Raw genomic sequence first — 22,614 nt, forward strand, 5'->3', positions numbered from 1 at the left:
CCTCATTGCGCTTCCGGCAGCTGGATGACGAAACAGGCGCCGGCGTCGGGATTGTTCTCCGCCCGCAGCGTGCCGCCGAAGTCCTGCACGATGCCATAGGACAACGACAGCCCGAGGCCAAGCCCCTGGCCGACCTCCTTGGTGGTGAAGAAGGGGTCGAACAGTTGGAACTGGTGCGCCTCGGCGATGCCGGTGCCGGTGTCGCGGATGCGGATTTCCCAACCTTCGGCATTCCGGTCGGCGGTCAGGGTCAGGCGGCGGTCCTCGCACTCGGCCATGGCATCGGCGGCGTTGCGCAACAGGTTGACGAAGACCTGTTCCAGCCGCACCGCGTCGCCGCGCACGCGGGCGTCGGGCGGGATGCTGTGCTCCACCTGCACCTCCTCCTCGCGCAGGCGGGAGGCGAGAAGGGCCAGCGCGCGGTCCATGGCGCGGGCGACCGGCACCGCCTCCACCCGCGCCGGCCCCTTGCGGGCGAAGTCCTTCAGATGGCCGGAGAGCACCGCCATCCGCTCCGCCAGGTCGCCGATCATGGCGAGGTTGTCGCGGACCATCACCGTCTCGCCGCGCTCGGCCAGCAGGCGGGTGGAGGCGACGAAGGTGCGGATGGCGGCCAGCGGCTGGTTGATCTCGTGCGCCAGCGCCGCCGACATCTGGCCCAGCGCCGCCAGCTTGCCGGCCTGCACCAGCTCCTCCTGCGCCTCGCGCAGGACGCGGTTGGCGGTCAGAAGTTCGGCCGTGCGTTCCTCCACCCGGCGTTCCAGCGTCACGCGGGCCTCATGCTGGAGCCGCAACGTTTGGCGCCGCTGCCAGCCCAGCGCCAGGGCGGCGGCCAGCAGCAGGATGCCCATCGCGGTCAGCACGGCGGCGCCGGCCGCCTGGGCCTTCACCGGCTCCAGATCCGACAGGAAGCGGATGGTCCAGCCGAATTCCGGCAGGGCGAGTTCCTGCATCAGGTAGGCATGGCGGGCGCCGTGAGCGAGCGGATCGGGCAGGCTGATTTGGCGCGCGCCGTTTTCTGCCGGCGGGCCGTCGCGCAGGCCGAGCGGGGCCGGATCGCTGCGGTCATACTGGCGGGTCTGCGCCAGACGGGCCTTCACCGTGTCGGGCAGCGGGCGCAGCGCGCGGTATTTCCAGTCGGCATGGCTGGACAGGAAGACGATGCCGTTCTCGTCGGTCACCAGCACCCGCTCGCCACCGGCGGCCCAATCGCGTTGCAGCGGCTCCAGGTCGATCTTGACCACGGCGACGCCGATCAGCGCCTCCCCCCGGTGCACGGCGTGCGACAGGAAATAGCCGGGCAGCCCGGTGGTGACGCCGATGCCGAAATAACGGCCGCTGCCGGACTCCACCGCCTGGCGGAAATAAGGGCGGAAATCATAGGTCTGGCCGACGAAGCTCTGCGCCGGATCGGCCCAGTTGCTGGCCGACAAGGCGAGGCCCGAGCGGTCCACCACATAAAGCGCCGCCGAACCCGCTGCCGCGTTCGCCGTCTCCAGCCGGCGGTTCACCGCGTCGCGCCGCGTCTCCGACGGCGCATCGAGCAGGTCCAGCACCTCATGATCGCGGGCGACCAGAAAGGGGAGGTAGTCATAGCGGCCGACCGCATTGCGGATGCTGCTGGCATAGAGGCCGAGCCGCTGGTCGCCGTTCAAGGTCAGCGCCGCCCGCGCTTCCGCTTCCGCCCAGCGATAGGCGCCCCAGCAGGCCAGCGCCGTCACCGCGGCCAGCGCCGCGACGAGGATCGCCAGCCGGCGGTGGCGCAGCGAACGGGAGGAAACGGAGTCGGCCATCGCCTGTCTATGGAGCCGCCGGGGCGATGCTGTCCAGCGCCTTTTCCCGCCGCCGCGAGGGTCGGTAAAATGCCCAAGGTTTTTGAATGAACGTCCAATCAAGATCGCCGGGGCGTCGTATGAATGCAAATCAACCAAGCGGATATGACAAATGAACGGCGCCGCCAGCGGTGACATTGGCCGGCTTCTGTTGTTTGCGTCACTTTCATGGCATGCAAAAGGCGGTTATGGTGCGCCGCTGCCGGCTTGGGCTTGACCTTGCGGCACATGCAGGCAACGGGATCGAAACGGGGGAGACAGGATCATGGACGCCGAATCCATTCGCGCCGCTTATCGCCGCTATGCCGGATTCTACGACCGGGTGTTCGGCGTGCTGCTGGCTTCCGGCCGGCATGCGGCGGTGGAGTGGCTGAACCGCCGCGGCGGCCTGCGCATCCTGGAGGTCGGCGTCGGCACCGGCCTGTCGCTGTCCGATTACCGCAAGGACAACCGCGTCGTCGGCATCGACCTGTCCACCGACATGCTGAAGGTGGCGCAGGAGCGGGTGGAGCGCGAGAAGCTCGACCATGTCGAAGGGTTGCTGGAGATGGATGCCGGCAAGCTGGCCTTCGCCGACGGCAGCTTCGACGTCGTGGTCGCCATGTATGTGATGACCGTCGTCCCCGACCCCCAGGGCACGATGGCGGAACTGGAGCGCGTCTGCAAACCCGGCGGCGACATCGTCATCGTCAACCATTTCGCCGCCCCGCGTCCCGGCGTCCGCCGCGCGGTGGAGGGCTGGCTGTCGCCCTTGTCGAAGAAGCTCGGCTGGCGGCCCGACTTCACGCTGGATGCGATGATGGCCGGCTCGCGGCTGGCGGTGGAAAGCATCCGCACCCTGCCGCCCTTCGGGCTGTTCAGCCTGCTGCACTGTCGGCGGGGGTAGGGGCGCCTGTCCATCCCGCGTGACCGCGCCGGTCGCCTGCTGTTACTCTCTCGGTCACCAAACAGGCGGAACATGGGAGCGGGGATATGGCCGAACAGGGCGGCGATCTGGCGGGAAAGCGGATTCTGGTGCCGGAAAGCCGGGATCTCGACCTGTTCGCGGGCATGATGGAACAGCACGGCGCCGAGACGATCCGCTGCCCGCTGGTCAAGATCCTCGACCTCGACGATCCGGCGCCGGCAAGGGACTGGCTGGAGCGGCTGCTGACCGAAGGGTTCGACGACATCGTCCTGCTGACCGGCGAGGGGCTGCGACGGCTGATGACCGTCGCCCGCGCCATGGAGCGCGAGGCCGAGGTGGTCGCCGCCATCGGCCGGGCGCGGGTCTTCGTGCGCGGACCGAAGCCGGTGAAGGCACTGCGCGAGATCGGCTGCGCCCCCTACAAATCCGCCCCCGCCCCAACCACCGACGGTGTCATCGCCATGCTGGGCGAGGAGGACCTCACCGGCCGCCGCGTCGGTGTCCAACTCTATCCCGGCAACCCGAACGACCCGTTGTTGGAGGCCGTGCGGGCCGGCGGCGGCATTCCGGTGGCGGTGACCCCCTACCGCTACGCCAATGATTCGGAGACCGGCGCCGTCCAGACGGCGATCCGCGACATGGCGGACGGGCGCATCGACTTCGTCGCCTTCACCGCATCGCCCCAGGTGCGGCGCCTGCACGAGGTGGCGGAGGCTTGCGGTCTCGGCGACGCCTTCCGCCAGGGCTTCGCCAGGACGCGCATCGCCGCCGTCGGCCCGGTGGTGGCCGAAGCGGTGGAGGCGGCCGGCGGCACCGTCGCGGTTTCTCCGGACTCGACCTTCCACATGAAGCCGCTGGTCAACGCCATCCGCCGGCTGCTGACGGAGGGGGAGGGGAGCAAGCCGGCCTGAGCGGCCATCGCCCTTTGCAGGCCAGCGACCTTTCGCCCCACCCTCCTTATGCGCGGGCGGATTGATAACAATTCTCACTCTCGATTAACCTTTGACGCTCAGTGTGGTCCGCAGTCAGCGGCCGTTGCCAGGAGCGTCGTCATGCCCGTCCGTCTTTCTCCCCTGTCCCGCGGCGCGCTTGCGCTGGCCTTCCTGTCGGCCGGGCTGGCCGGGGGTGGGTCCGTTCTTGCTGCGGATCTGTCGAGCAAGGAGAAGCTGGGGGAGGCGCTGTTTTCCGACACCGCGCTGTCGGCCAACCGCACGCAATCCTGCGCCGACTGCCACAATCCGGATTTCGGTTTCGCCGATCCGCGCACCGGCGGGGCTGGCGGGGCGGCGTCGGTCGGCGACAACGGCAAGTCGGTGGGCGACCGCAATGCGCCGACGGCGGCTTACGCGGCCTTCACCCCCGCCTTCCACATCAAGGCGGATGGCAAGGCGGTCGGCGGCCAGTTCTGGGACGGCCGCGCCGCGACGCTGAAGGATCAGGCCGGCGGCCCGCCGCTGAACCCGGCGGAGATGGGGCTGACCTCCAAGGAGCAGGCGCGGGAAAGGCTGGCGGAGAATCCCGACTACGCCCGCGCCTTTGTGGCGCTCTATGGCGCCGGGGTGCTGGACGATGCCGGGCGCGCCTATGACGCGATGACCGACAGCATCGCCGCCTTCGAGAAGACCGACCGCTTCGCGCCCTTCGATTCGAAATACGACCGCTATCTGCGCGGCCAGTACAAGATGACGCCGGAGGAGGATCTGGGCATGACCCTGTTCTTCTCCACCCAGTTCACCAACTGCAACCAGTGCCACAAGCTGAAGGCGATGCCGGCTGCGGAGGGGGAGATGTTCACCAATTATGAACATCACAACATCGGCGTTCCGGCCAATCCGGCCCTGCGCGACGCCTCCGGCAAGCCGGGCTTCGCCGACCGCGGGCTGCACGACAATCCGGCGGCGGCCAAGCCCGCCTATGAAGGGAAGTTCAAGACGCCGACCCTGCGCAACGTCGCGGTGACCGGCCCCTACATGCACAATGGCGTCTTCAAGGATCTGGAGACGGTCGTCCGCTTCTACGACCACTACAACAACCGGACGGAAAAGGCCGCGATCAATCCGGAGACCGGCAAGCCCTGGGGAGCGCCGGAGGTGGCGGCGAACCTTTCGACCAAGGAACTGGAATCGGCCCCGGCGCTGGACACCCGCCGCGTCAAGGCGCTGGTTGCCTTCATGAAGACGCTGACCGACTCGCGGTACGAACACCTGCTGGCGAAATAGGGCAGAACTCTCAGCCGCCGATATCGATGCGGAAGAGTTCCATATCCAGCAGTTCCATCGACATCCGGCGACGACCCATTGAACTGTGTCGGGCGGCATTGCGGGACGCCAGCTTGCGGGCCAGCGGCTGGCTCAGCCAAGCGGCGCGGGCGCGGTCGATCAGGGCGGTGCAGCGATGGGACAGATTGGCGTTCATGGCTGTCGGGCTCTTTCGGAAGGGGTCGAGGTCGGCGGCAGCATGGCTCCTGTGAGCAGTTGCAATAAGAATGTCCCGGCAACATGACAGTTTCTATCGCCCGAAGGTCTAGTCCCTACGCCATAGGGGTGGGATTCGGCCGATTCCGGATCGGTCTTCGACCAAAGAAGGAGGGCGTCACATCACCAGCCCGACCTGCCGGCGCAGCGCGTCACGGGCCTCGCCGTCCAGAACCGGCAAGCCATTGCGGGCCTCCAGCATGTAGGCGCCTGGATCGGCCAGGGTGCGCATGGCGAATCCGGCGACCACCGGCGGCTCGCTGCTGAGCGGCGGCTGGTCGTAGACGGGGGTGAAGCTGCAGCCGCTGAGCAGGGCGCGGATCATCAGCGCCTCGTCCGAACTGGCGCCGGCCGCCGGCGTGTTGATGCCGAACAGCAGCCGCTCCGCCTCCGAGTCGGTCACCAGCCCGCGTTCCAGCAGGATGTCGACCATGCCGGAACTGGTCATCACCGGCGCCGCCCGGCCTTTCCAGCAGAAGCGGCCGTCGTCCCAGCCGACATCCAGGCTGCGGAAGATCATGTGCGGTTCGCCGCCGCCGGGTGCGCCGGCGACGATGTAGTTGACCCGCAGAAGCCCGTTCCACGCCCCGGCCGGAGCGACGATGCAGGACAGCCCGCTGCGTGTCAGGCGCAGATAGGTGTCGTTGATGCCCGATGGCTCGAAGTCGAAAAGCATGGGTGTCTCACCTCGCTGCAGGCGGATCCGGCGTCGCCGCGGTCCAGCCTTCGTTCGCTTGAGTCAGGTGAGTTGCATGCCGGCCCGCGCAAACTGCCCATGCGGGGCCCCTCCCTTTGCGCAGAAACACGAAAGGCGGTAGGCCGATCCGCCGGCCCCCGCCTTTCGCGCTCGTGCCAAGGAGGGTTCGGAGGCTAGTTCGCCGGCCCCATGAAGACGCTGTCGTGGCTGTTCTTCTCGTTCGTTCCGGTGTCGGATAGCTGGAAGGTCAGCGGCAGCGAGGTGGAGGTGACCGCCGTGCGCGGGGCCGTCACATAGACGCGGTAGGTGGCGACGCTGTCCGGCTCGGCGGAGATGGTGGCAGTGTGGGCGGCGGCTTCGTCCTCCGCTTCGCCGATCACCTTGATCTCGGCATTGGGCAGGCCGGCGACGCTGAGGGTGTAGGAGCGGTCCTGCCGGGTCTTGTTGGCGACCTTGAAGGTGTAGGCGTTGCGGATCGAGCCGTCGGACAGCGTCACGAACAGCGGCGCGCGATCGCGCAGCACGGTGATGTTCAGGCTGGGGCGCAGCGCGAAGCTCCAGGCCATCGCACCGCCGATGACCAGCATCAGCAGGGCATAGACGATGACGCGCGGACGGAACAGACGCCATTGATAGCTCTTGCCGGACGCCCGCGTGTCCTGGGCGGCCAAGCTGTCGAAGGCGATCAGGCGGGTGGGAAGCCCCTGCTGGATCATGATGCTGTCGCAGGCGTCGACGCACAGGCCGCAGTTGATGCAGTCCGACTGCTCGCCGGTGCGCACGTCGATGCCCATCGGGCAGACCTGGACGCACTGGCCGCAGTCGATGCAGTCGCCGAAGCCCTGGGCGCGCCGCTCGTCCCAGCTCTGCGACTTGCGCTTGGGGCCGCGGTTGTCGCCGCGGTCGGCCTGATAGGTGACGACCAGCGAATGCTCGTCCAGCATCGCACTCTGGATGCGCGGCCACGGGCACATGTACATGCACATCTGCTCGCGCGTCCAGCCGGCCATCACATAGGTCATGCCGACGAAGATGGCGAAGAAGGATGTCGCCTCGTAGCTGGCCTGGAAGGTGGCGAAGTCGTGCAGCAGGGCCGGGGCGTCGGTGAAATAGGCGAGGAAACCGAAGCCGGTGACGAAGCTGAGCGCCAGCCAGCCCGCATGCTTGCCGGCCTTGCGCAGCACCTTGCGGGCCGTCCAGGGCTGCTTTTCCATGCGGATGCGCTCCGCCCGGTCGCCTTCGAAGATGCGCTCGATCCAGACGAACAGGTCGGTCCACACCGTGTGCGGACAGGCGAAACCGCACCAGACGCGGCCGGCCAGCGCCGTCGCCAGGAAAAGCCCAAGCGCCGCGACGATCAGGATCCCGGTGAGATAATAGATTTCCTGCGGCCAGATCTCGATCCAGAACAGGAAGAACCGGGGCGTGGTCAGGTCGAACAGCACCGCCTGGGCGGGCGCGTCGGGACCGCGTTCCCACCGGATCCAGGGAGCGATGAAGAACAGGGCCAGAAGAACGGAGAAGGTGACCGTCTTCAGGCGGCGATAGAGGCCCTTGACCGCCTTCGGATGGATCGTTTTATGGCTTTCGTACAGCGGGACCTTGGCGGGTTGGGCTGCGCCCTGCTGAACGATGCTTCCGTCTGGCATGTCGATGCGCCTGATTTCCGGTTCCACGTTGGCGCGGAGCATATTCGACCACCAGTGCGGCGTGTTTGACCTCTGTCAAACAACGTCGTTATTCTGAAAAGCCATTCCCAATCCGAGGCTTTTCACCGGTTCGAGGGATCCGCGGTCCGGGGTCGGTTAATACTGTGGCAGGCGGCCGATCCACAAGCTGAATATTGTTCAAATATCGCGGCATTACGCACAATACTGATACTATACTGCAAACCAACACAACAATCAGTGCAGCGTACCATCAAGGCTTGCCTGCCGTCGCCATGGCTGCCCTAGTCATGCAGTTCGGTCGGTTCAAGCTCGGACGGGGCGGGAAAAATCGTCGCGGAGGCCGGAACCGCCGGAAACCGGCTGCCGCGGACCGCCGCATTCGCCGTCGCGCAAATCCTTATCTCCAACAACGGCTTGGCCGCCGGGGACCCTGGACAGGCGCAGGATTAGGCTTCACTGTCTCGTAAGAACAACCGGTCTCCCAGCCGGCTCCAGCGCCGGCAGGTGCGGAATGACGCTTGCCCGTCAACCGTCAAGAGACAAGAATGAGACCGCGGGTCGCGCCGCGTGTCCTGCCGCCGGGTTTATCCCGTCGGTCTGGGCGCCGGCTGTGAATTCAACCGGCCGGTTCAGCGGAGGGAGTAGGCACGGGCATGGGGGACACCGGGTTCGCCCGCTTTGACGCCGACGAACGCCTGGTATGGGCCAATGCCGCCTTCGCGGCCCGGTTCGCCGTGCCGGCCGATGCGACGTTGGTCGGGCTGTTCGGCGGCCTGCTGGGGTGTGCCGCCATCGCCGACCTGCGCCGCGGCTGTCCGTTGACGCGCGGGCTCCCCGACGGAAGCGCCGTGACCCTGGCGCTGGGGGCCGGCGGGCCGGGCGAGCGGTTGCTGACGGCAATCGATTCGGTGTCGGTTCCGGCCGAACAGGAGCCCTGGGCGAAGACCAGTTCGGTGCTGGACTGCCTCAGCCAGGGGGTGATGGCCTTCGACCATGACCTGCGGCTGGTTGCCTGGAACCGGCGCGTGCTGGAACTGCTCTACATCGATCCCGGATTCCCGCGCTATGCCCAGCCCTATGAGGCGGTGGTCCGCCACATCGCGGAGCAGGGCGGCTATGGCCGCGGCGACGTCGACGATCTGGTGGCGCAGCGGCTGGACTATATCCGCAAGGCCTCCTGGCCCTTTTACAACGAGCGCGTGCGGCCCGACGGCGTCGTCATCGAAACGGTGACCCTGCCGCTGCCCGACGGCGGATTCGTCACCACCTACACCGACATCACCCAGCGCAAGCAGGCGGAGCGGGAGGTCGCCTCCAGCCGGGAATTGCTGGAACTGGCGATCCAGGCGGCGCGCGAGGGCATCTCGAAATGGGATCTCCGCACCGGCGATGTCTGGTTCTCCCCGCAATGGTGGGGCCTGTTGGGCTATTCCGAGGCGGAGATGGACAACAGCCGCCGCCGCTGGGAAGAACTGATCCACGTCGACGATCTCGGTGCCGCACTGGAGTTGGAGCGGGATCTGGCGGCCGGCCGGCGGTCGGAAGGCCGGCTGCTGCAGCGTTTCCATCACCGCTCGGGCGCCACGGTCTTCCTGGAGACGCGCACGCTCGCCGTTGCGGGCAACGACGGCAAGCCGTTCCGCATCGTCGGCTCCCACACCGACGTCACCGAAAGCGTGCGCGCGGCCGAAGCCGTCCGGGCCGCCAAGGAGGAGGCCGAACGCGCCCTGCAGGACCTGAAGGAGGCGCAGGTCCAACTGATCCAGGCTGAGAAGATGGCGGCGCTGGGCTCACTGGTGGCCGGGGTGACGCACGAGATCAACACGCCGGTCGGCATCGCCCTGACCGGTGCCTCGCTGCTGGCGGAGAAGACCCGCGCGCTGCGCCACCTGTTCGAGGCCGGTGCCCTGCGGCGCGGAGATTTCGCCGAGTTCATAGACATCGCCGACGAGGCGACGCAGCTGATGCTGCTCAACATCGAACGCGCCACCCGGCTGATCCAGAGCTTCAAGCAGATCGCCGTCGATCAGGCGAGCGAGGAACGCCGCGTCTTCGAATTGAACGCCTACATTCACGAAATCCTGCGCAGCCTGGGCATGCGCATCCGTCGAAGCGGTCACACGGTTGCCGTCCATTGCCCCGACGACCTGACGATCGACAGCTATCCGGGTGCCTTCAGCCAGATCCTGACCAACTTCGTCATCAACTCGCTTCTGCACGGTTACGAGCCGGGGGGGCGCGGCCGGCTGACGGTGACGGTGACGGCGATGGATGGCGAGGTGGAACTGGTCTATGCCGACGACGGACGCGGCATCCCGGCGGAGCTGCACGGCAAGGTGTTCGAGCCCTTCTTCACGACCAGCCGCGACCGCGGCGGCAGCGGGCTGGGGCTGAACATCGTCTACACGCTGGTCATGCGGACTCTGCGCGGCCGGCTGCGGCTGGACAGCGCGCCGGGGGCGGGGACCGCCTTCACGCTGCGCTTCCCGCGCGTGACGCCTGCCGAACCGCTGCCGCTGTAGGCGGCGGATTTTTGAAAAGACGAGGAGGGGAAATCCGGCATTCGCGAGGGCTGTTCCGTTCGGCGGATGCTCTCGATTTGAATGCGATGGTGGAAGGGGCTGGATTCGAACCAGCGTACGCTAACGCGGGCAGATTTACAGTCTGCTGCCTTTAACCACTCGGCCACCCTTCCATCGGGGCGCAGAGGATTAGCCTTTCGATTGGGGGGCCGTCAATCCCCTTTTGCATGGATGGCGCAAGCGGAGCCGCGGCCATGAAAAAACCTCCGCCCCCGGGTGGGGACGGAGGTTTTTCAGACGGCGGATTTTCAAAGGGGGCTTTTCAAACCCGCTTTTGAAAGACCGTTCAGTTCGGGCGGCGCGACGCCCGGTGCGCGGGGATCGGGATCGGGCGGATCGCCTGTTCCTCGCGGCGGCTGGCCGACATGTCGATCTCCACGCGGGCCAAAGCCTTGCGCAGTTCGTGCACGGTTTCGGACAGCGCCTGGATCGTCGCCTCGCTCGGCTGCTGACGCCAGCCGCGATAGGCGGAAATGCAGGCCTTGGCGGTGTCGCGCAGCCGGCCTTCCACCGCATCCACCGGCGGCGTCGGCTGGCCGGCCGCACGCGGGGCCTCCGGCGCGGCGGCGGTCTGTGCGGGAGTCTGTGCGGGAGCCGGGGCGGCAACCGGCGCCGGCGCGGGAGCCGCGGCGGGCTCCGGCCGGTTCAGGCGTAGCGTTTCCGTCGGGGCCGGTGCGGGAGCGGCAGCCGGCGCCTCGGCCGAAGGCTGCTCGGCGGCCGGTTCCGTCCGCGGGGCACGGGTCAGCGTGGTGCGGCCGGTGCGGCCGGCGGCGCGGCGCGGTTCGGCCGGGGTTTCGGACTCCGCGGCGGCGGGAGCGGCGGGCGCCGGCGCCGCGGCCGGCGTTTCCGGGACCGCCGGAGTCACCGGAGCGGGAGCCTCGCCAGCCGTCTCCGGCGCTGCGGAAGAGGTACCGTCGGCGCCCTGCGCCTCGTCCTGCATCCCCTCGACCGGGCCGGCATCACCCTGAGCGGCATCGCCCTGGCCGCTCGCGGCCTCCGCCTTCTTGATGATGTAGGAGATGGCACTGGGCGTGCATTCGAATTCGCGCGCGATGGCCGAAAGGGTTGCGCCGCTGCGGTAACGTTCAAGAATTTGGGGCCACGCCGACTGCGGAATGCGCCCACGCTTCTTGGGAGACTCCGGTTCGCTCCCGGTTTCTGCGTTCATTATATCGCTCGGTTGCCAAAGTGAATTTTCAGTCATTCGTCAGCATGTCTACCCGGACCGCACGCTTCAGACGCGGGACCACGCGGGCGCGTGCGTCAGCAGCATCGAGGCTTCACGCTGGCGGGCGATGTTTTCGGTATGGACGACTATCGGAAACTCTTCTCAAAAATGCCAGCATAACTTTGCAGGGAATCGTGATTTTGTATCCGGTGTCACCACAGCGTACGACGCTTGGTGGAGAACGGATGTTTTAAAATATGGAAGCGGCCGTAAACCCCCGGTCGCAACCTCCGGTCACCGGCATCTTTCGATTGCCGACTTTTGAAAAGGGCGATGGACCCCGGACGGGGGGTGGCGTGTTTTCAGTTGCAGAACAGCCCCAACCGTTTTTTGCGGAGACCGTCCATGCCGCATGCGTCCGTGCCGCGATCCTACCCGATCTTCCGACGCCTTCCGGCCGCGGCGCTGTGCGCGCTGCTGTCCGGCGCGGTCCTGTTGCCGGTGCCGCCTGCGGCTGCACAGGACGCTTCCGCCGCCGCGCAGCCGGGGGCAAGCAGGACCTATGCGCCGCCGTCCTTCCGCGACCTTGCCCGGACGCAGATCGACACCGTCGTCAACATCTCCAGCACCCAGGCGCCCCAGGCCTCGGCCGGCGGCGGCCGGCTGCCCGAGGGGATGGACCTGCCGCCCGGATCGCCGCTGGAGGAGTTCTTCCGCGAATTCCGCAACCGCCAGCGGGAAGGGCAGGGGGATGATTCTCCCGAGGCCGCGCCGCCCGGCACTCCGCGCGGCCTGCCGAGCATGGCGCTCGGCTCCGGCTTCATCATCGATCCGGCGGGCCTGATCGTCACCAACAACCATGTGGTGGCCGACGCGGCCGAGATCGCCGTCACCCTGCATGACGGGACCAAGCTGCCGGCGAAGCTGGTGGGGTCCGACGCCCCGACCGACCTTGCGCTTTTGAAGGTCGAAAGCGACAAGCCGCTGACCGCCGCCCATTGGGGCGACAGCAAATCCGTGGAGGTCGGCGACTGGGTGGTCGCCATCGGCAACCCCTTCGGTCTCGGCGGGTCGGTGACCGCCGGCATCCTGTCGGCCCGCGCCCGCGACATTCAGCAAGGCCCCTACGACGAATATCTGCAGACCGACGCCGCCATCAACCGCGGCAATTCCGGCGGCCCGCTCTATGACGCCAGCGGCGCGGTGATCGGCATCAACACCGCCATCTATTCGCCGACCGGCGGGTCGGTGGGCATCGGTTTCGCCATTCCGTCCTCGCTGGCCCAGCCGATCATCGACCAGCTGAAGGACGGCGGGAAGGTGCGGCGCGGCTGGCTGGGTGTCCAGGTCCAGCGCGTGACGCCGGACATCGCCGAAAGCCTTGGCGTGGACGGCACCAGCGGCGCCCTGGTCACCAGCGTGTCGCCCGACAGCCCGGCCGCGTCGGCCGGCCTGCGCCAGGGCGACGTCATCACCGCCTTCAACGGCGATCCGCTGGAGCAGATGCGCCAACTGCCCCGCCTCGTCGCCTCCGCCGGGATCGGCAGCACCGTTCCGATGACCCTGCTGCGCGGCGGCAAGGAGGAAACCGTCCAAGTGACGATCGGCGAACTGCGCAACGAGCCGCAGCAGGTCGCGCTTTCCGGGTCCAGCGGCGCCCCCCGCTCCGCCCAGCCGGAGGAGAGCAAGTCGGCGCTGGGCCTCAAGCTGGCCCCGCTGACCCCCGGCCTGCGCCAGACCTTCTCCATCGCCGACGATGTCGACGGGCTGGTGGTGACGGAGGTCGACCGCGACAGCGCCGCGTCCCAGCGCGGGCTCGACCTCGGCGACGTCATCGTCGAGGCGGGACAGGAGCCGGTGGCGACCCCCGCCGATCTCGAATCCCGCATCGCCAAGGCAAAGGAAGACGGCCGCAAGACCCTGCTGATGCTGGTCAGCCGCGGCGGCGACCTGCGCTATGTGCCGCTTCCGCTAACCCCCGGCACCAACGGCCGGAAGGGGTAATCCGGCGGCTGCGCAACCGGATCGGACGGAAGCGGGGATCTGCCCCGCTTCCGTCTCATCCTTTTCCGCTACCGTTCGCCGCGCCGCGAGAGTAATTTGCCGCCCGTTTGGCGAATGGGATGGCAAACCGTGAGCATTTATCCGGAGAACGGCCAGCCGGTGCGGCTGTCGGTCGTTGTCCCCGTTTTCAACGAGGCCGAGAATGTGCTGCCGCTGCTCGAAGAGATCGAGCGGGCACTGACTCCGGTCGGCGGTTTCGAGATCATCTTCGTCGACGACCAGTCGGACGACGACACCCAGGCACGCCTTGCCCCGGCGGTGGAGGCCGGCCGGCTGCGCGTGCTGCGCCATGTCCGCCGCTCCGGTCAGAGTGCGGCGGTGCGCAGCGGCGTCAAGGCGGCGCGCGGCGAGTTCGTCGTGACGCTGGACGGCGACGGCCAGAACGACCCGGCCGACATTCCGGCGTTGTTCGCCCTGGTTTCGACCGGGGAAGCCGGTGCGCCGGTGCTGGTCGGCGGCCTGCGCAAGAAGCGGCAGGACACCCTGTCCAAGCGCTGGGCCTCCAAGTTCGCCAATGCCGTCCGCCAGTCCTTCCTGCAGGACGGCTGCACGGACAGCGGCTGCGGATTGAAACTGTTCCGCCGCGACGCCTTCCTCGACCTGCCCTTCTTCGGGGCGATGCACCGGTTCCTGCCGGCGCTTTTCCGCGCCCACGGCCATCCGGTGGCCTATGTGCCGGTGAACCATAGACCGCGCGAGCGCGGCGTGTCGAAATACAACAACTGGCGGCGCGGGCTGATCGGCGTGGTCGATCTGCTGGGCGTTTACTGGCTGAAGCGGCGGACGAAGCTGTCGCCGGTCTCCGAACGTCTCTGACCGACTTTCACCGACCCTTTCGGGACAGGATTTTACGATGATTGAGCGCGCCGCAGCGTGGTTCCAGGGGCAAAGCACCACCGACCTGATCTGGGTCGGTATCGGCTTCTTCGCCCAGCTCATGTTCACCATGCGCTTCATCGTGCAGTGGATCGCCAGCGAGAAGGCGCGCCGCAGCGTGGTGCCGGAGCTGTTCTGGTACTTCTCGCTGGGCGGCGGCGTTCTGCTGTTCGCCTACGCCTTCTACCGCTTCGACCCGGTCTTCATGCTGGGGCAGGGCATGGGTCTGGTGATCTACGCCCGCAACGTCTATTTCGTCTGGAGCCACAAGAAGTCGCAGGCCGCCGACGGCGCGGTGCCGAGCAAATCGTGACCGCGACGTCGCTGCGGGGAAACCGCCTGCCGATTTGGGCCTATGCGCTGCTGGCGCTGATCGCCGCGGCGCTGTTCCTGCCCGGCTTCACCGTGCTGCCGCCCTTCGACCGCGACGAGGCGCGCTTCGCCCAGGCGTCCTCCCAGATGCTGGACAGCGGCAACTTCGTCGACATCCGCTTCCAGGACGAGACCCGCTACAAGAAGCCGGTCGGAATCTATTGGCTGCAGAGTGCCGCCACCGCGGCGGCCGATGCGCTGCGCGGGATCCCGGTCGGGTCCGACAAGGTCATCTGGACCTACCGCATCCCGTCCTTCCTGGGGGCGATCCTGGCGGTGCTGGCCAGCGCCTGGACGGCGGCGCGGCTGTTCGGCGGGCCGGCCGGCTTCATCGCCGGGCTGATGATGGCGTCCTGCGTCGTGCTGGGGGTCGAGGCGCGGATGGCCAAGACCGACGCCGTCCTGCTTGCCACCGTGGTCATCGGGCAGGCGGCGCTCGCCCACCTGTATCTCGGCCGCCGCGACCCTGTTCCCGCCGGGCGCGCCGCCTGGGCGGCGCCGCTGGTCTTCTGGATCGCCGCCGGCGTCGGCGTGCTGGTCAAGGGGCCGATGGTCCTGCTGGTGTCCGGCAGCACGGCGCTGGTGCTGGCCCTGTGGGATCGCGAGGCCGGGTGGCTGAAGCGGCTGAAGCCGCTGGCCGGGCTCGGCATCGTCGTCGCCATCGCCGCCCCCTGGCTGATCGCCATCGCCATCAAGAGCAAGGGCGCCTTCTTCGCCGAATCCGTCGGCCACGACATGCTGGGCAAGGTGTCGGGCGGGCAGGAGGGCAAGGGACTGCCGCCCGGCTATTACCTCGGCACCTTCTGGGTGACCTTCGCCCCCTGGTCGCTGCTGGCGCTGCTGGCGGTTCCCTGGGTGTGGGCGCGGCGCCGGCTGGACGCCGTGCGCTTCTGCATCGCCTGGATCGTCCCGAGCTGGCTGGTGTTCGAAGCGGTGCCGACCAAGCTGCTCCACTACACCCTGCCGGTCTTCCCGGCCATTGCGGCCCTGGCCGCGGCGGCGCTGATCGACAATTTCGACCGCAGCCGCGAACGGCCGCGCCGCTGGCTGGTCGCCGCAGCGGTGGCGCTGGGCGTGATCGGCTTCGGCGCCCTCACCCTGGCCGTCGCCGTGATCCCCTGGCTGGTCGACCGCCGGATCGATCCGGTCGGGGTGGCGCTGGTGCCGGCGGTGGGCGGTCTCTTCGCCCTGTCCCTGCGCTCGCTTCTGCGGGGAGAGCGGCGGACCGGGCTGGCCGCCGGGGTCGGCGCCGCGGCGCTGCTCTATGCCGGGACCTATGCCGCCGTGCTGCCGAACATCGACGGCGTGTGGGTCAGCCGGCAGGCCGCCCGCGCGGTGGCGCAGGTCCGCCCCTGTCCGGACAGCGTGGTGGCGTCCGCCGGCTATTCGGAGCCGAGCCTGGTCTTCCTGCTGGGTACGCCGACCAAGCTGGTCCATGGCGCCGGTGCCGCCGCCCATCTGATGGGCGACCGCGCCTGCGGGCTGGCCTTGGTTGAAGACCGGGAGGCGCCGGCTTTCCTCGACAGCCTGGGCACCGCCACGCCGCTGGCGCTGGCGGAACTTTCGGGCTTCAATTACAACACCGGCAGGCGCCTGCATCTGACGCTCTACCGGCTGCCGGCGCAGTAATCCGTCTCCTAGCCTGTATCGGGCGGCCTGTATCGGAAGGGCGGGGGCTTGCTCCGCTTGGGGATTCCGCGACCGGGGTGGGTAACGCGCCTCCGCATTGGACGGCGCGGGCGCTTTCCGCTCGACTGACCCTTCCGATCCGTTTTCCCGGACGAAAGGCGCCTGTTCGATGACCCGCGTTGCCTCCTCTGCCGAAACCGCCGTCAAGTTCGCCCTCTCCGCCGTGGCCGCCACGCTGGCGATGGTGACGCTGTCGCTGCCGGCCCATGCCCAGAAGCAGGAGTATGCGCCCTGGGTGTATGACCAGATGGTCCCGACCGGCCCGCTCCTGCGCAACATGGATCAGGCGCAGCCGATCCCCGGCCCGGCCCCGTCCCATTGGGGGGCGATAAAGGCGGGCAAGGACCGTGCCGGCATGACGCGCTACGGCACCGACGTGAAGCAGACGACCCGGCATTATTCCGCCTCCCACTCGCTGACGCCGCCGCCGGTGGACCCCGCCGCGGCCCGTCGCGGAGCAGCTCCGCCGCGCAGCGCCGATGTCCCGCCGGCCCCGCGGACCGCGCGGACCGACTGAGCCGCTTCGGTCAGGTCCCGTCCGGCAACTCTCCGGGCCGCCACAGCCATGCGGCGCCGCGCACGCCACTGGAATCGCCGTGGCGGGCGCGGCGCACCGGCGTGTCCAGGCGGTCGCTGAAGGCCCAGGGCTGCATCGCCGCCGGCAGCCGCTCGTACAGCAGCTCGGCGTTCGACAGGCCGCCGCCAAGCACGATGACGTCGGGGTCCAGCAGGTTGGCAACCGCCGCCAGTCCGCGGGCGAGCCGGCCGACCAGCCGGTTCGCGGTCGCCCTGCATCCGTCGTTGGCGGCGGTCTGATCGGCTGCGCGGGCGAGGATCGTCGCGGCGTCCAACCTCTCGCCGGTCGCCGCAAAATGGTCCGCCGCCACCGCCGGACCGGACACGAAGGTCTCCAGGCAGCCGTGCCTGCCGCAATAGCAGGCCGGTCCCGGCCGTTCGGCATCGGTCGGCCAGGGCAGCGGGTTGTGCCCCCATTCCCCGGCGATGGCGTTGCGTCCGCCCAACACCCGGCCATGCACGACGATGCCGGCGCCGCAGCCGGTGCCGAGGATCGCCGCGAACACCACGCCGCAGCCGGCCCCGGCGCCGTCGGTCGCCTCCGACACCGCCAGACAGTTGGCATCATTCTCGATCCGCACCGGACGGCCGAGCGCTTGTGTCAGGTCGCGCGTGAAATCGCGCCCGATCAGCCAGGTGGAGTTGGCGTTCTTGACCAGCCCGGTCGCCGGAGAGATGGCGCCCGGAATGCCCAGCCCGACCGTCGCCTTGTGCCCGTGGGGGATCTCTCCTTCTAGGCGGGCGACCAGATCGCCGATGGTCGCGATCGTGCCGTCGTAATCTCCCTTCGGCGTTGGAACTCTGTGGCGCGCCAGCTGGTTTCCCTGTCGGTCGAGCAGGATGCCCTCCGTCTTGGTCCCGCCCAGGTCGATGCCGATGCGGTGTCCGCTCGCATAGTCTGTTCCAGGCCCGGCTCCGAACCCCGTTCCGGCCGATTGCGATCCGGTGGCTGCCATGCCCTGTCACCTGTCCGACTGTCCAGCGTCCATCCATAGCCGCGCCGGACCCACCCCGTCCAGCGGCGGGCGCCATCCCTGTCCGGAGGGACATGACCCTGGCGCCGCCCTCCGCCCGTATCTGCGTTGCCTCTCCGCCGCGGTGATGGGACAAAAGACAAGCGGCGGGCAAATCCCATTGACCAGCCCGGGCGTTCGGGTAGAAGGTCGCCGACTGTCGGGCGCCGCCCATCTCCGCCCGAACCCGTCCTGTCGTACCGCGCCACCGGAGCCCCTGATGAGTCGCCAGCGCGCCGCCCTCCACCTTTCCCTGAAAGCCCTGACCGGCGCCGCCGTCCTCGGCGCGCTGCTCGCCATGCCCGCGCCCACGAGTGCCGCCGCCAAGGAGGCTGCGAAGCCGCCGGCGAAGGCTGCCGTGGCGAAGCCTGCTGCCGCGAAGGCGCGGCCGGCCAAGTCGAGCGGCCCGGCCACGCCCGCCTGCTACAACCGCGCCGAATATGCGGCCGAGCAGATGATGCGCCTGCACACCGAGATGATGATCGTCGGCCTGACCTGCCGTACGGTCGTTCCGGACAAGAAGCCCTTCGACCTGTATCAGGACTTCTCGGTCAAGAACCGCGCCATGCTGTCCAACTCGGAAGCGTCGCTGATCGCCTTCTACAAGCGGTCGGGCGGCGGCAACGCCACGCGCCAGTTCGACATGTTCCGGACGGAGCTGGCGAACGAGATCAGCCGCCGCGCCGCCACCATCGGCATCCCGCAATACTGCGCCAACTTCGTCGACCGTTCGGTTGCCGCCAAGGACCTGACGCCCGACGACCTGCGTACCCTGACGACGGACGAGAAGGGCGCCGGCCTGATGCATCTGGCCAGCCGTCCGCTCTGCGACGTGAAGACGGTCAGCAATCCGGATCCCGTCTTCGCCGTCGCTTCAGCCACACCCGCTCCGGCGGCGCCCAAGGCCACGACCGCGAAGGCGAAGCCGGCCAAGGCCGCCGCTCCGGCCAAGCCGAAGCAGAAGGTCGCCGCTGTCCCGGCCAAGCAGTCGGTTACCACGCGCTGAGGCTTCGATAGTCTCCGGTTCGTTGCGAGAAACGCCCTGCCGGCAACCGCCGGCGGGGCGTTTCTCATTTTAGGCTCCGGTTGTCCCGGAGGATCACGCATGCGGGCAACACAAATCTGTCTTGCAAAAATCCGTCAGGCTGGTACTACCGAAAAGGTCAGGAGGGGCACTTGCCGACGGCCCGGCCGGATCGCAGGAACCTCCTCCGAACAGGAAAAATCATGGTCCGTCAGACCAGTAGACGGAACTCCCGATGAAACGGCATTCCGTTTGGTGACTGGACGGGCTGCACCAGACAGGGGGCTGCTGTTGCGAGACCGGTGTGCCGTGTGTGCCCGTGCCGCCGCACCCTGCCTTTGCGCCGCGCTGAAGGTGGGATGAGGACATGGACTATTTTCTCCAGCAATTGATCAACGGCTTGTCGCTTGGGGCGATTTACGGCCTGATCGCGATCGGCTACACGATGGTGTACGGCATCATCGGGATGATCAACTTCGCCCATGGCGAGATTTACATGATCGGTGCCTTCGTGGCGCTGATCACCTTCCTGGCCATCGGCGCGCTCGGCGTCACCTGGGTGCCGCTGGCGCTGCTGATCATGCTGGTCGCCTCCATGCTGTTCACCAGCGTCTATGGCTGGACGGTGGAGCGCATCGCCTACCGGCCCCTGCGCTCCTCGCCCCGGCTGGCGCCGCTGATCTCCGCCATCGGCATGTCGATCTTCCTGCAGAACTACATCCAGATCCTCCAGGGCGCCCGCTCCAAGCCGCTGCAGCCCATCCTCCCCGGCAACCTCACCCTGATGGACGGCGCCGTCTCCGTCAGCTACGTGCGCCTCGCCACCATCATCATCACCCTGGTCCTGATGGTCGGCTTCACCATCCTGATCAACCGCACCTCTCTCGGCCGCGCCCAGCGTGCCTGCGAGCAGGACAAGAAGATGGCAGGATTGCTCGGCGTCAACGTCGACCGCGTCATCTCGCTGACCTTCGTCATGGGCGCGGCGCTCGCCGCCGTCGCCGGCATGATGGTGCTGCTGATCTATGGCGTCATCGACTTCTACATCGGCTTCCTGGCGGGCGTGAAAAGCTTCACCGCCGCGGTGCTCGGCGGCGTCGGCTCGCTGCCCGGCGCCATGCTCGGCGGCGTGGTCATCGGCCTGATCGAGGCCTTCTGGTCCGGCTATGTCGGCTCCGAATGGAAGGACGTCGCAACCTTCTCCATCCTCGTCCTCGTCCTGATCTTCCGGCCCACCGGCCTGCTCGGCCGGCCCGAGATCGAGAAGGTGTAAGCGCCATGACCACCCATTCCAACACCGTCTCCTCCGCCGGGAGCATCAAGGCGCGCGGCGTCGACTGGGTCGCCACCATCAAGGACGCCGGGCTGGCCGCCTTCGTCGCCTTGCTGCTGACCGTGCCGCTGGTGGGCCTGCGCACCGTCGACCGCCCCACCGGGCTGGGCATCGAAGCCCGGCCGGAGGAGGTCGTCGCCTCCATCCTGCTGGTCTTCCTCGGCCGCCTCGGCCTCGGGCTGATCCGCCAGGGCATGGCCATGCCGGTGCTGATCCTGGCGCTCATTTGCGCCGGCGTCGGGCTGGTGCTGCCGATGCCGACCCAGGTGCTGCGCCTGGTGCTGGTGCTGGGCGGCGGCGTCATTGCGCTCCGCGCCGCCATGACGGTGGCCACCGGCCGCTCCAAGCTGAGCCAGGCCGACCGCGACCGCCGCATGGACCGCATCGCCGCCAAGGTGCAGCACGCCAGCAAATACATCGGCCCGGTCGCCGTCGCCTTCGCCGTCGTGCTGCCCTTCACCCCGCTGGCCGACCGCATGATCCTGGACATCGGCATCCTGCTGCTGACCTACATCATGCTGGGCTGGGGCCTGAACATCGTGGTCGGCCTCGCCGGCCTGCTCGACCTCGGCTATGTCGCCTTCTACGCCGTCGGCGCCTATTCCTACGCGCTGCTGGCCCATTACTTCGGCCTCAGCTTCTGGGTATGCCTGCCGCTGGCGGGATTGCTCGCCGCCTGCTCGGGCGTGCTGCTGGGCTTCCCGGTGCTGCGTCTGCGCGGCGACTATTTCGCCATCGTGACGCTGGGCTTCGGCGAGATCATCCGCATCATCCTGGTGAACTGGTACCAGTTCACCGGCGGCCCCAACGGCATCTCCGGCATTCCGCGGCCGAGCTTCTTCGGCATCGCCGACTTCTCCCGCACGCCGGCCGAGGGTATGGCCGCCTTCCACGAGCTGTTCGGGCTGGAGTTCTCGCCGCTCCACCGCATCGTCTTCCTCTACTACCTCATCCTGGCCTTGGCCCTTGTGGTGAACCTGTTCACGCTGCGGGTGCGCAAGCTGCCGCTGGGCCGGGCCTGGGAGGCCCTGCGCGAGGACGACATCGCCTGCGCCTCGCTCGGCATCAACCGCACCAACATGAAGCTGGCGGCCTTTGCGATCGCGGCGATGTTCGGCGGCTTCGCCGGCTCCTTCTTCGCCACGCGCCAGGGCTTCATCAGCCCGGAGAGCTTCACCTTCATCGAGTCGGCGATCATCCTGGCCATCGTGGTGCTGGGCGGCATGGGCAGCCAGATCGGCGTGGTGGTGGCCACGCTGCTGGTGATCGGCCTGCCGGAGGCGTTCCGCGAGCTGGCCGACTACCGCATGCTGGCCTTCGGCGCCGGCATGGTGGTGATCATGCTGTGGCGTCCGCGCGGCCTGCTGGCCCACCGCGACCCGACCATCCTCCTGCATGGCGGCAAGCCCCCCGCCGCGACGGGAGCCGCGAAATGAGCGCCGCAACGATGAGCACTGAAAAGCCGCTTCTCTCGGTCGAACACCTGACCATGCGCTTCGGCGGTCTGGTGGCGAACAACGACGTGTCCTTCGAGGCGCGGGCGGGCGAGATCACCGCGCTGATCGGCCCGAACGGCGCCGGCAAGACGACGCTGTTCAACTGCGTCACCGGCTTCTACACCCCCACGGTGGGGCGGCTGACGCTGCGCCACCCGGCGGGCAAGGAGTTCCTGCTGGAGCGGATGCCGGGCTACCGCATCGCCCAGCTGGCCGGCGTGGCGCGCACCTTCCAGAACATCCGGCTGTTCAGCGGCATGAGCGTTCTGGAGAACCTGATCGTCGCCCAGCACAACAAGCTGATGCGGGCGTCGGGCTTCGCCATCGGCGGGCTGCTGGGTCTGCCGGGCTTCCGCAAGGCCGAGCATGAGGCGGTGGAGCTGGCGAAATACTGGCTGGACCGGGTGCGCCTGACCGAGTTCGCCGACTGGGAGGCCGGCAACCTGCCCTACGGCGCCCAGCGCCGGCTGGAGATCGCGCGGGCCATGTGCACCGAGCCGGTGCTGCTGTGCCTGGACGAGCCGGCGGCCGGCCTGAACCCGCGCGAGTCGGGCGAACTGGCCGAGATCCTGACCTTCATCCGGGATGTGCAGACCCCGCAGGGCCACCGGACCGGCGTTCTGCTGATCGAGCATGACATGAGCGTGGTGATGCGCATTTCCGACCATGTGGTGGTGCTGGACTATGGCCGGAAGATTTCCGACGGCGATCCGGAGCATGTGAAGAACGACCCGGCGGTGATCCGCGCCTACCTCGGCGAGGACGAGGACGAAGCCCTGCCGCCGGAGGTCGCCGCCGACCTGAACCTCGCCCCCACCACCAACCAGAAGGGGGCCTGAGC

At 68.2% G+C, this 22,614-nt stretch carries 19 protein-coding genes and 1 tRNA gene; 13 read left to right on the top strand and 7 right to left on the bottom strand.

Annotated elements, in window-relative coordinates; all coding sequences use genetic code 11:
* Window positions 1-2: 2 nt before the first annotated feature.
* A complete protein-coding gene (locus B9N97_RS28180; protein ID WP_085091121.1) occupies window positions 3-1,793 on the bottom strand; it encodes a sensor histidine kinase in 1,791 nt (596 codons plus the stop codon).
* Between the two features lie 304 nt (window positions 1,794-2,097).
* Here B9N97_RS28180 and B9N97_RS28185 point away from each other — a divergent pair, with 304 nt between their 5' ends.
* The 3 genes from B9N97_RS28185 (at window position 2,098) to B9N97_RS28195 (ending at window position 4,958) form a co-directional block, all read left to right on the top strand.
* Window positions 2,098-2,718, top strand: a complete 621-nt coding sequence (locus B9N97_RS28185; protein WP_085091122.1) for a class I SAM-dependent methyltransferase — start codon at window positions 2,098-2,100, stop codon at window positions 2,716-2,718.
* Window positions 2,719-2,804: 86 nt separating this feature from the next.
* A complete protein-coding gene (locus B9N97_RS28190) occupies window positions 2,805-3,650 on the top strand; it encodes a uroporphyrinogen-III synthase (RefSeq protein WP_085091123.1) in 846 nt (281 codons plus the stop codon).
* A 141-nt stretch (window positions 3,651-3,791) separates the two neighbouring features.
* Complete coding sequence (locus B9N97_RS28195; protein WP_085091124.1) at window positions 3,792-4,958, top strand: cytochrome-c peroxidase; 1,167 nt, start codon at window positions 3,792-3,794, stop codon at window positions 4,956-4,958.
* Window positions 4,959-4,968: 10 nt separating this feature from the next.
* On the opposite strand, the gene B9N97_RS28200 is transcribed toward B9N97_RS28195, so the two are convergent.
* The 3 genes from B9N97_RS28200 to ccoG all read right to left on the bottom strand — a co-directional run bounded on the left by B9N97_RS28200 (window position 4,969) and on the right by ccoG (window position 7,559).
* The gene (locus tag B9N97_RS28200; protein ID WP_085091125.1) at window positions 4,969-5,154 is read right to left on the bottom strand and encodes a hypothetical protein; all 186 of its coding nucleotides are present in this window, start codon (window positions 5,152-5,154) and stop codon (window positions 4,969-4,971) included.
* A 177-nt stretch (window positions 5,155-5,331) separates the two neighbouring features.
* The gene (locus tag B9N97_RS28205; protein ID WP_085091126.1) at window positions 5,332-5,889 is read right to left on the bottom strand and encodes a hypothetical protein; all 558 of its coding nucleotides are present in this window, start codon (window positions 5,887-5,889) and stop codon (window positions 5,332-5,334) included.
* A 194-nt stretch (window positions 5,890-6,083) separates the two neighbouring features.
* Window positions 6,084-7,559, bottom strand: coding sequence for a cytochrome c oxidase accessory protein CcoG (gene ccoG, locus B9N97_RS28210; protein ID WP_244560969.1), 1,476 nt, complete (start codon window positions 7,557-7,559; stop codon window positions 6,084-6,086).
* Window positions 7,560-8,233: 674 nt separating this feature from the next.
* On the opposite strand from ccoG, the gene B9N97_RS28215 reads away from it, so the two are divergent.
* Entirely contained in the window at window positions 8,234-10,102 is a 1,869-nt protein-coding gene (locus B9N97_RS28215; RefSeq protein ID WP_085091128.1) for a PAS-domain containing protein, read from the top strand.
* An 87-nt stretch (window positions 10,103-10,189) separates the two neighbouring features.
* Here B9N97_RS28215 and B9N97_RS28220 read toward each other — a convergent pair.
* Window positions 10,190-10,275, bottom strand: a tRNA-Tyr gene (locus tag B9N97_RS28220).
* 173 nt (window positions 10,276-10,448) lie between these two features.
* The gene (locus B9N97_RS28225) at window positions 10,449-11,330 is read right to left on the bottom strand and encodes a hypothetical protein (protein ID WP_085091129.1); all 882 of its coding nucleotides are present in this window, start codon (window positions 11,328-11,330) and stop codon (window positions 10,449-10,451) included.
* A 405-nt stretch (window positions 11,331-11,735) separates the two neighbouring features.
* Between B9N97_RS28225 and B9N97_RS28230 the strand changes: the two genes are divergently transcribed.
* The 5 genes from B9N97_RS28230 to B9N97_RS28250 all read left to right on the top strand — a co-directional run bounded on the left by B9N97_RS28230 (window position 11,736) and on the right by B9N97_RS28250 (window position 16,848).
* On the top strand, window positions 11,736-13,334 hold the full coding sequence (locus tag B9N97_RS28230; protein WP_085091130.1) for a DegQ family serine endoprotease: 1,599 nt from the start codon (window positions 11,736-11,738) through the stop codon (window positions 13,332-13,334).
* 114 nt (window positions 13,335-13,448) lie between these two features.
* The gene (locus B9N97_RS28235; protein ID WP_085091131.1) at window positions 13,449-14,210 is read left to right on the top strand and encodes a glycosyltransferase family 2 protein; all 762 of its coding nucleotides are present in this window, start codon (window positions 13,449-13,451) and stop codon (window positions 14,208-14,210) included.
* A gap of 37 nt (window positions 14,211-14,247) precedes the next feature.
* On the top strand, window positions 14,248-14,583 hold the full coding sequence (locus tag B9N97_RS28240) for a lipid-A-disaccharide synthase N-terminal domain-containing protein (RefSeq protein WP_085091132.1): 336 nt from the start codon (window positions 14,248-14,250) through the stop codon (window positions 14,581-14,583).
* The gene (locus tag B9N97_RS28245) at window positions 14,580-16,271 is read left to right on the top strand and encodes an ArnT family glycosyltransferase (RefSeq protein ID WP_085091133.1); all 1,692 of its coding nucleotides are present in this window, start codon (window positions 14,580-14,582) and stop codon (window positions 16,269-16,271) included. The genes B9N97_RS28240 and B9N97_RS28245 overlap by 4 nt, the downstream gene beginning before the upstream one ends.
* Window positions 16,272-16,440: 169 nt before the next feature.
* Entirely contained in the window at window positions 16,441-16,848 is a 408-nt protein-coding gene (locus B9N97_RS28250) for a hypothetical protein (RefSeq protein WP_085091134.1), read from the top strand.
* Window positions 16,849-16,858: 10 nt separating this feature from the next.
* Here B9N97_RS28250 and B9N97_RS28255 read toward each other — a convergent pair whose 3' ends face one another.
* The gene (locus B9N97_RS28255; protein WP_143266896.1) at window positions 16,859-17,863 is read right to left on the bottom strand and encodes an ROK family protein; all 1,005 of its coding nucleotides are present in this window, start codon (window positions 17,861-17,863) and stop codon (window positions 16,859-16,861) included.
* 277 nt (window positions 17,864-18,140) lie between these two features.
* Here B9N97_RS28255 and B9N97_RS28260 point away from each other — a divergent pair, with 277 nt between their 5' ends.
* The 4 genes from B9N97_RS28260 to B9N97_RS28275 all read left to right on the top strand — a co-directional run bounded on the left by B9N97_RS28260 (window position 18,141) and on the right by B9N97_RS28275 (window position 22,612).
* A complete protein-coding gene (locus B9N97_RS28260; protein WP_244560970.1) occupies window positions 18,141-18,926 on the top strand; it encodes a hypothetical protein in 786 nt (261 codons plus the stop codon).
* A gap of 385 nt (window positions 18,927-19,311) precedes the next feature.
* Window positions 19,312-20,217, top strand: a complete 906-nt coding sequence (locus B9N97_RS28265; protein ID WP_085091136.1) for an ABC transporter permease subunit — start codon at window positions 19,312-19,314, stop codon at window positions 20,215-20,217.
* Window positions 20,218-20,222: 5 nt separating this feature from the next.
* Window positions 20,223-21,713 (top strand): high-affinity branched-chain amino acid ABC transporter permease LivM, encoded by a 1,491-nt coding sequence (gene livM, locus B9N97_RS28270; protein ID WP_208621281.1) that lies wholly within the window; start codon window positions 20,223-20,225, stop codon window positions 21,711-21,713.
* A gap of 11 nt (window positions 21,714-21,724) precedes the next feature.
* Window positions 21,725-22,612 (top strand): ABC transporter ATP-binding protein, encoded by an 888-nt coding sequence (locus tag B9N97_RS28275; RefSeq protein WP_143266908.1) that lies wholly within the window; start codon window positions 21,725-21,727, stop codon window positions 22,610-22,612.
* Window positions 22,613-22,614 lie beyond the last annotated feature (2 nt).

Source organism: Azospirillum oryzae (genome assembly GCF_900177515.1).
GTDB lineage: Bacteria > Pseudomonadota > Alphaproteobacteria > Azospirillales > Azospirillaceae > Azospirillum > Azospirillum oryzae_A.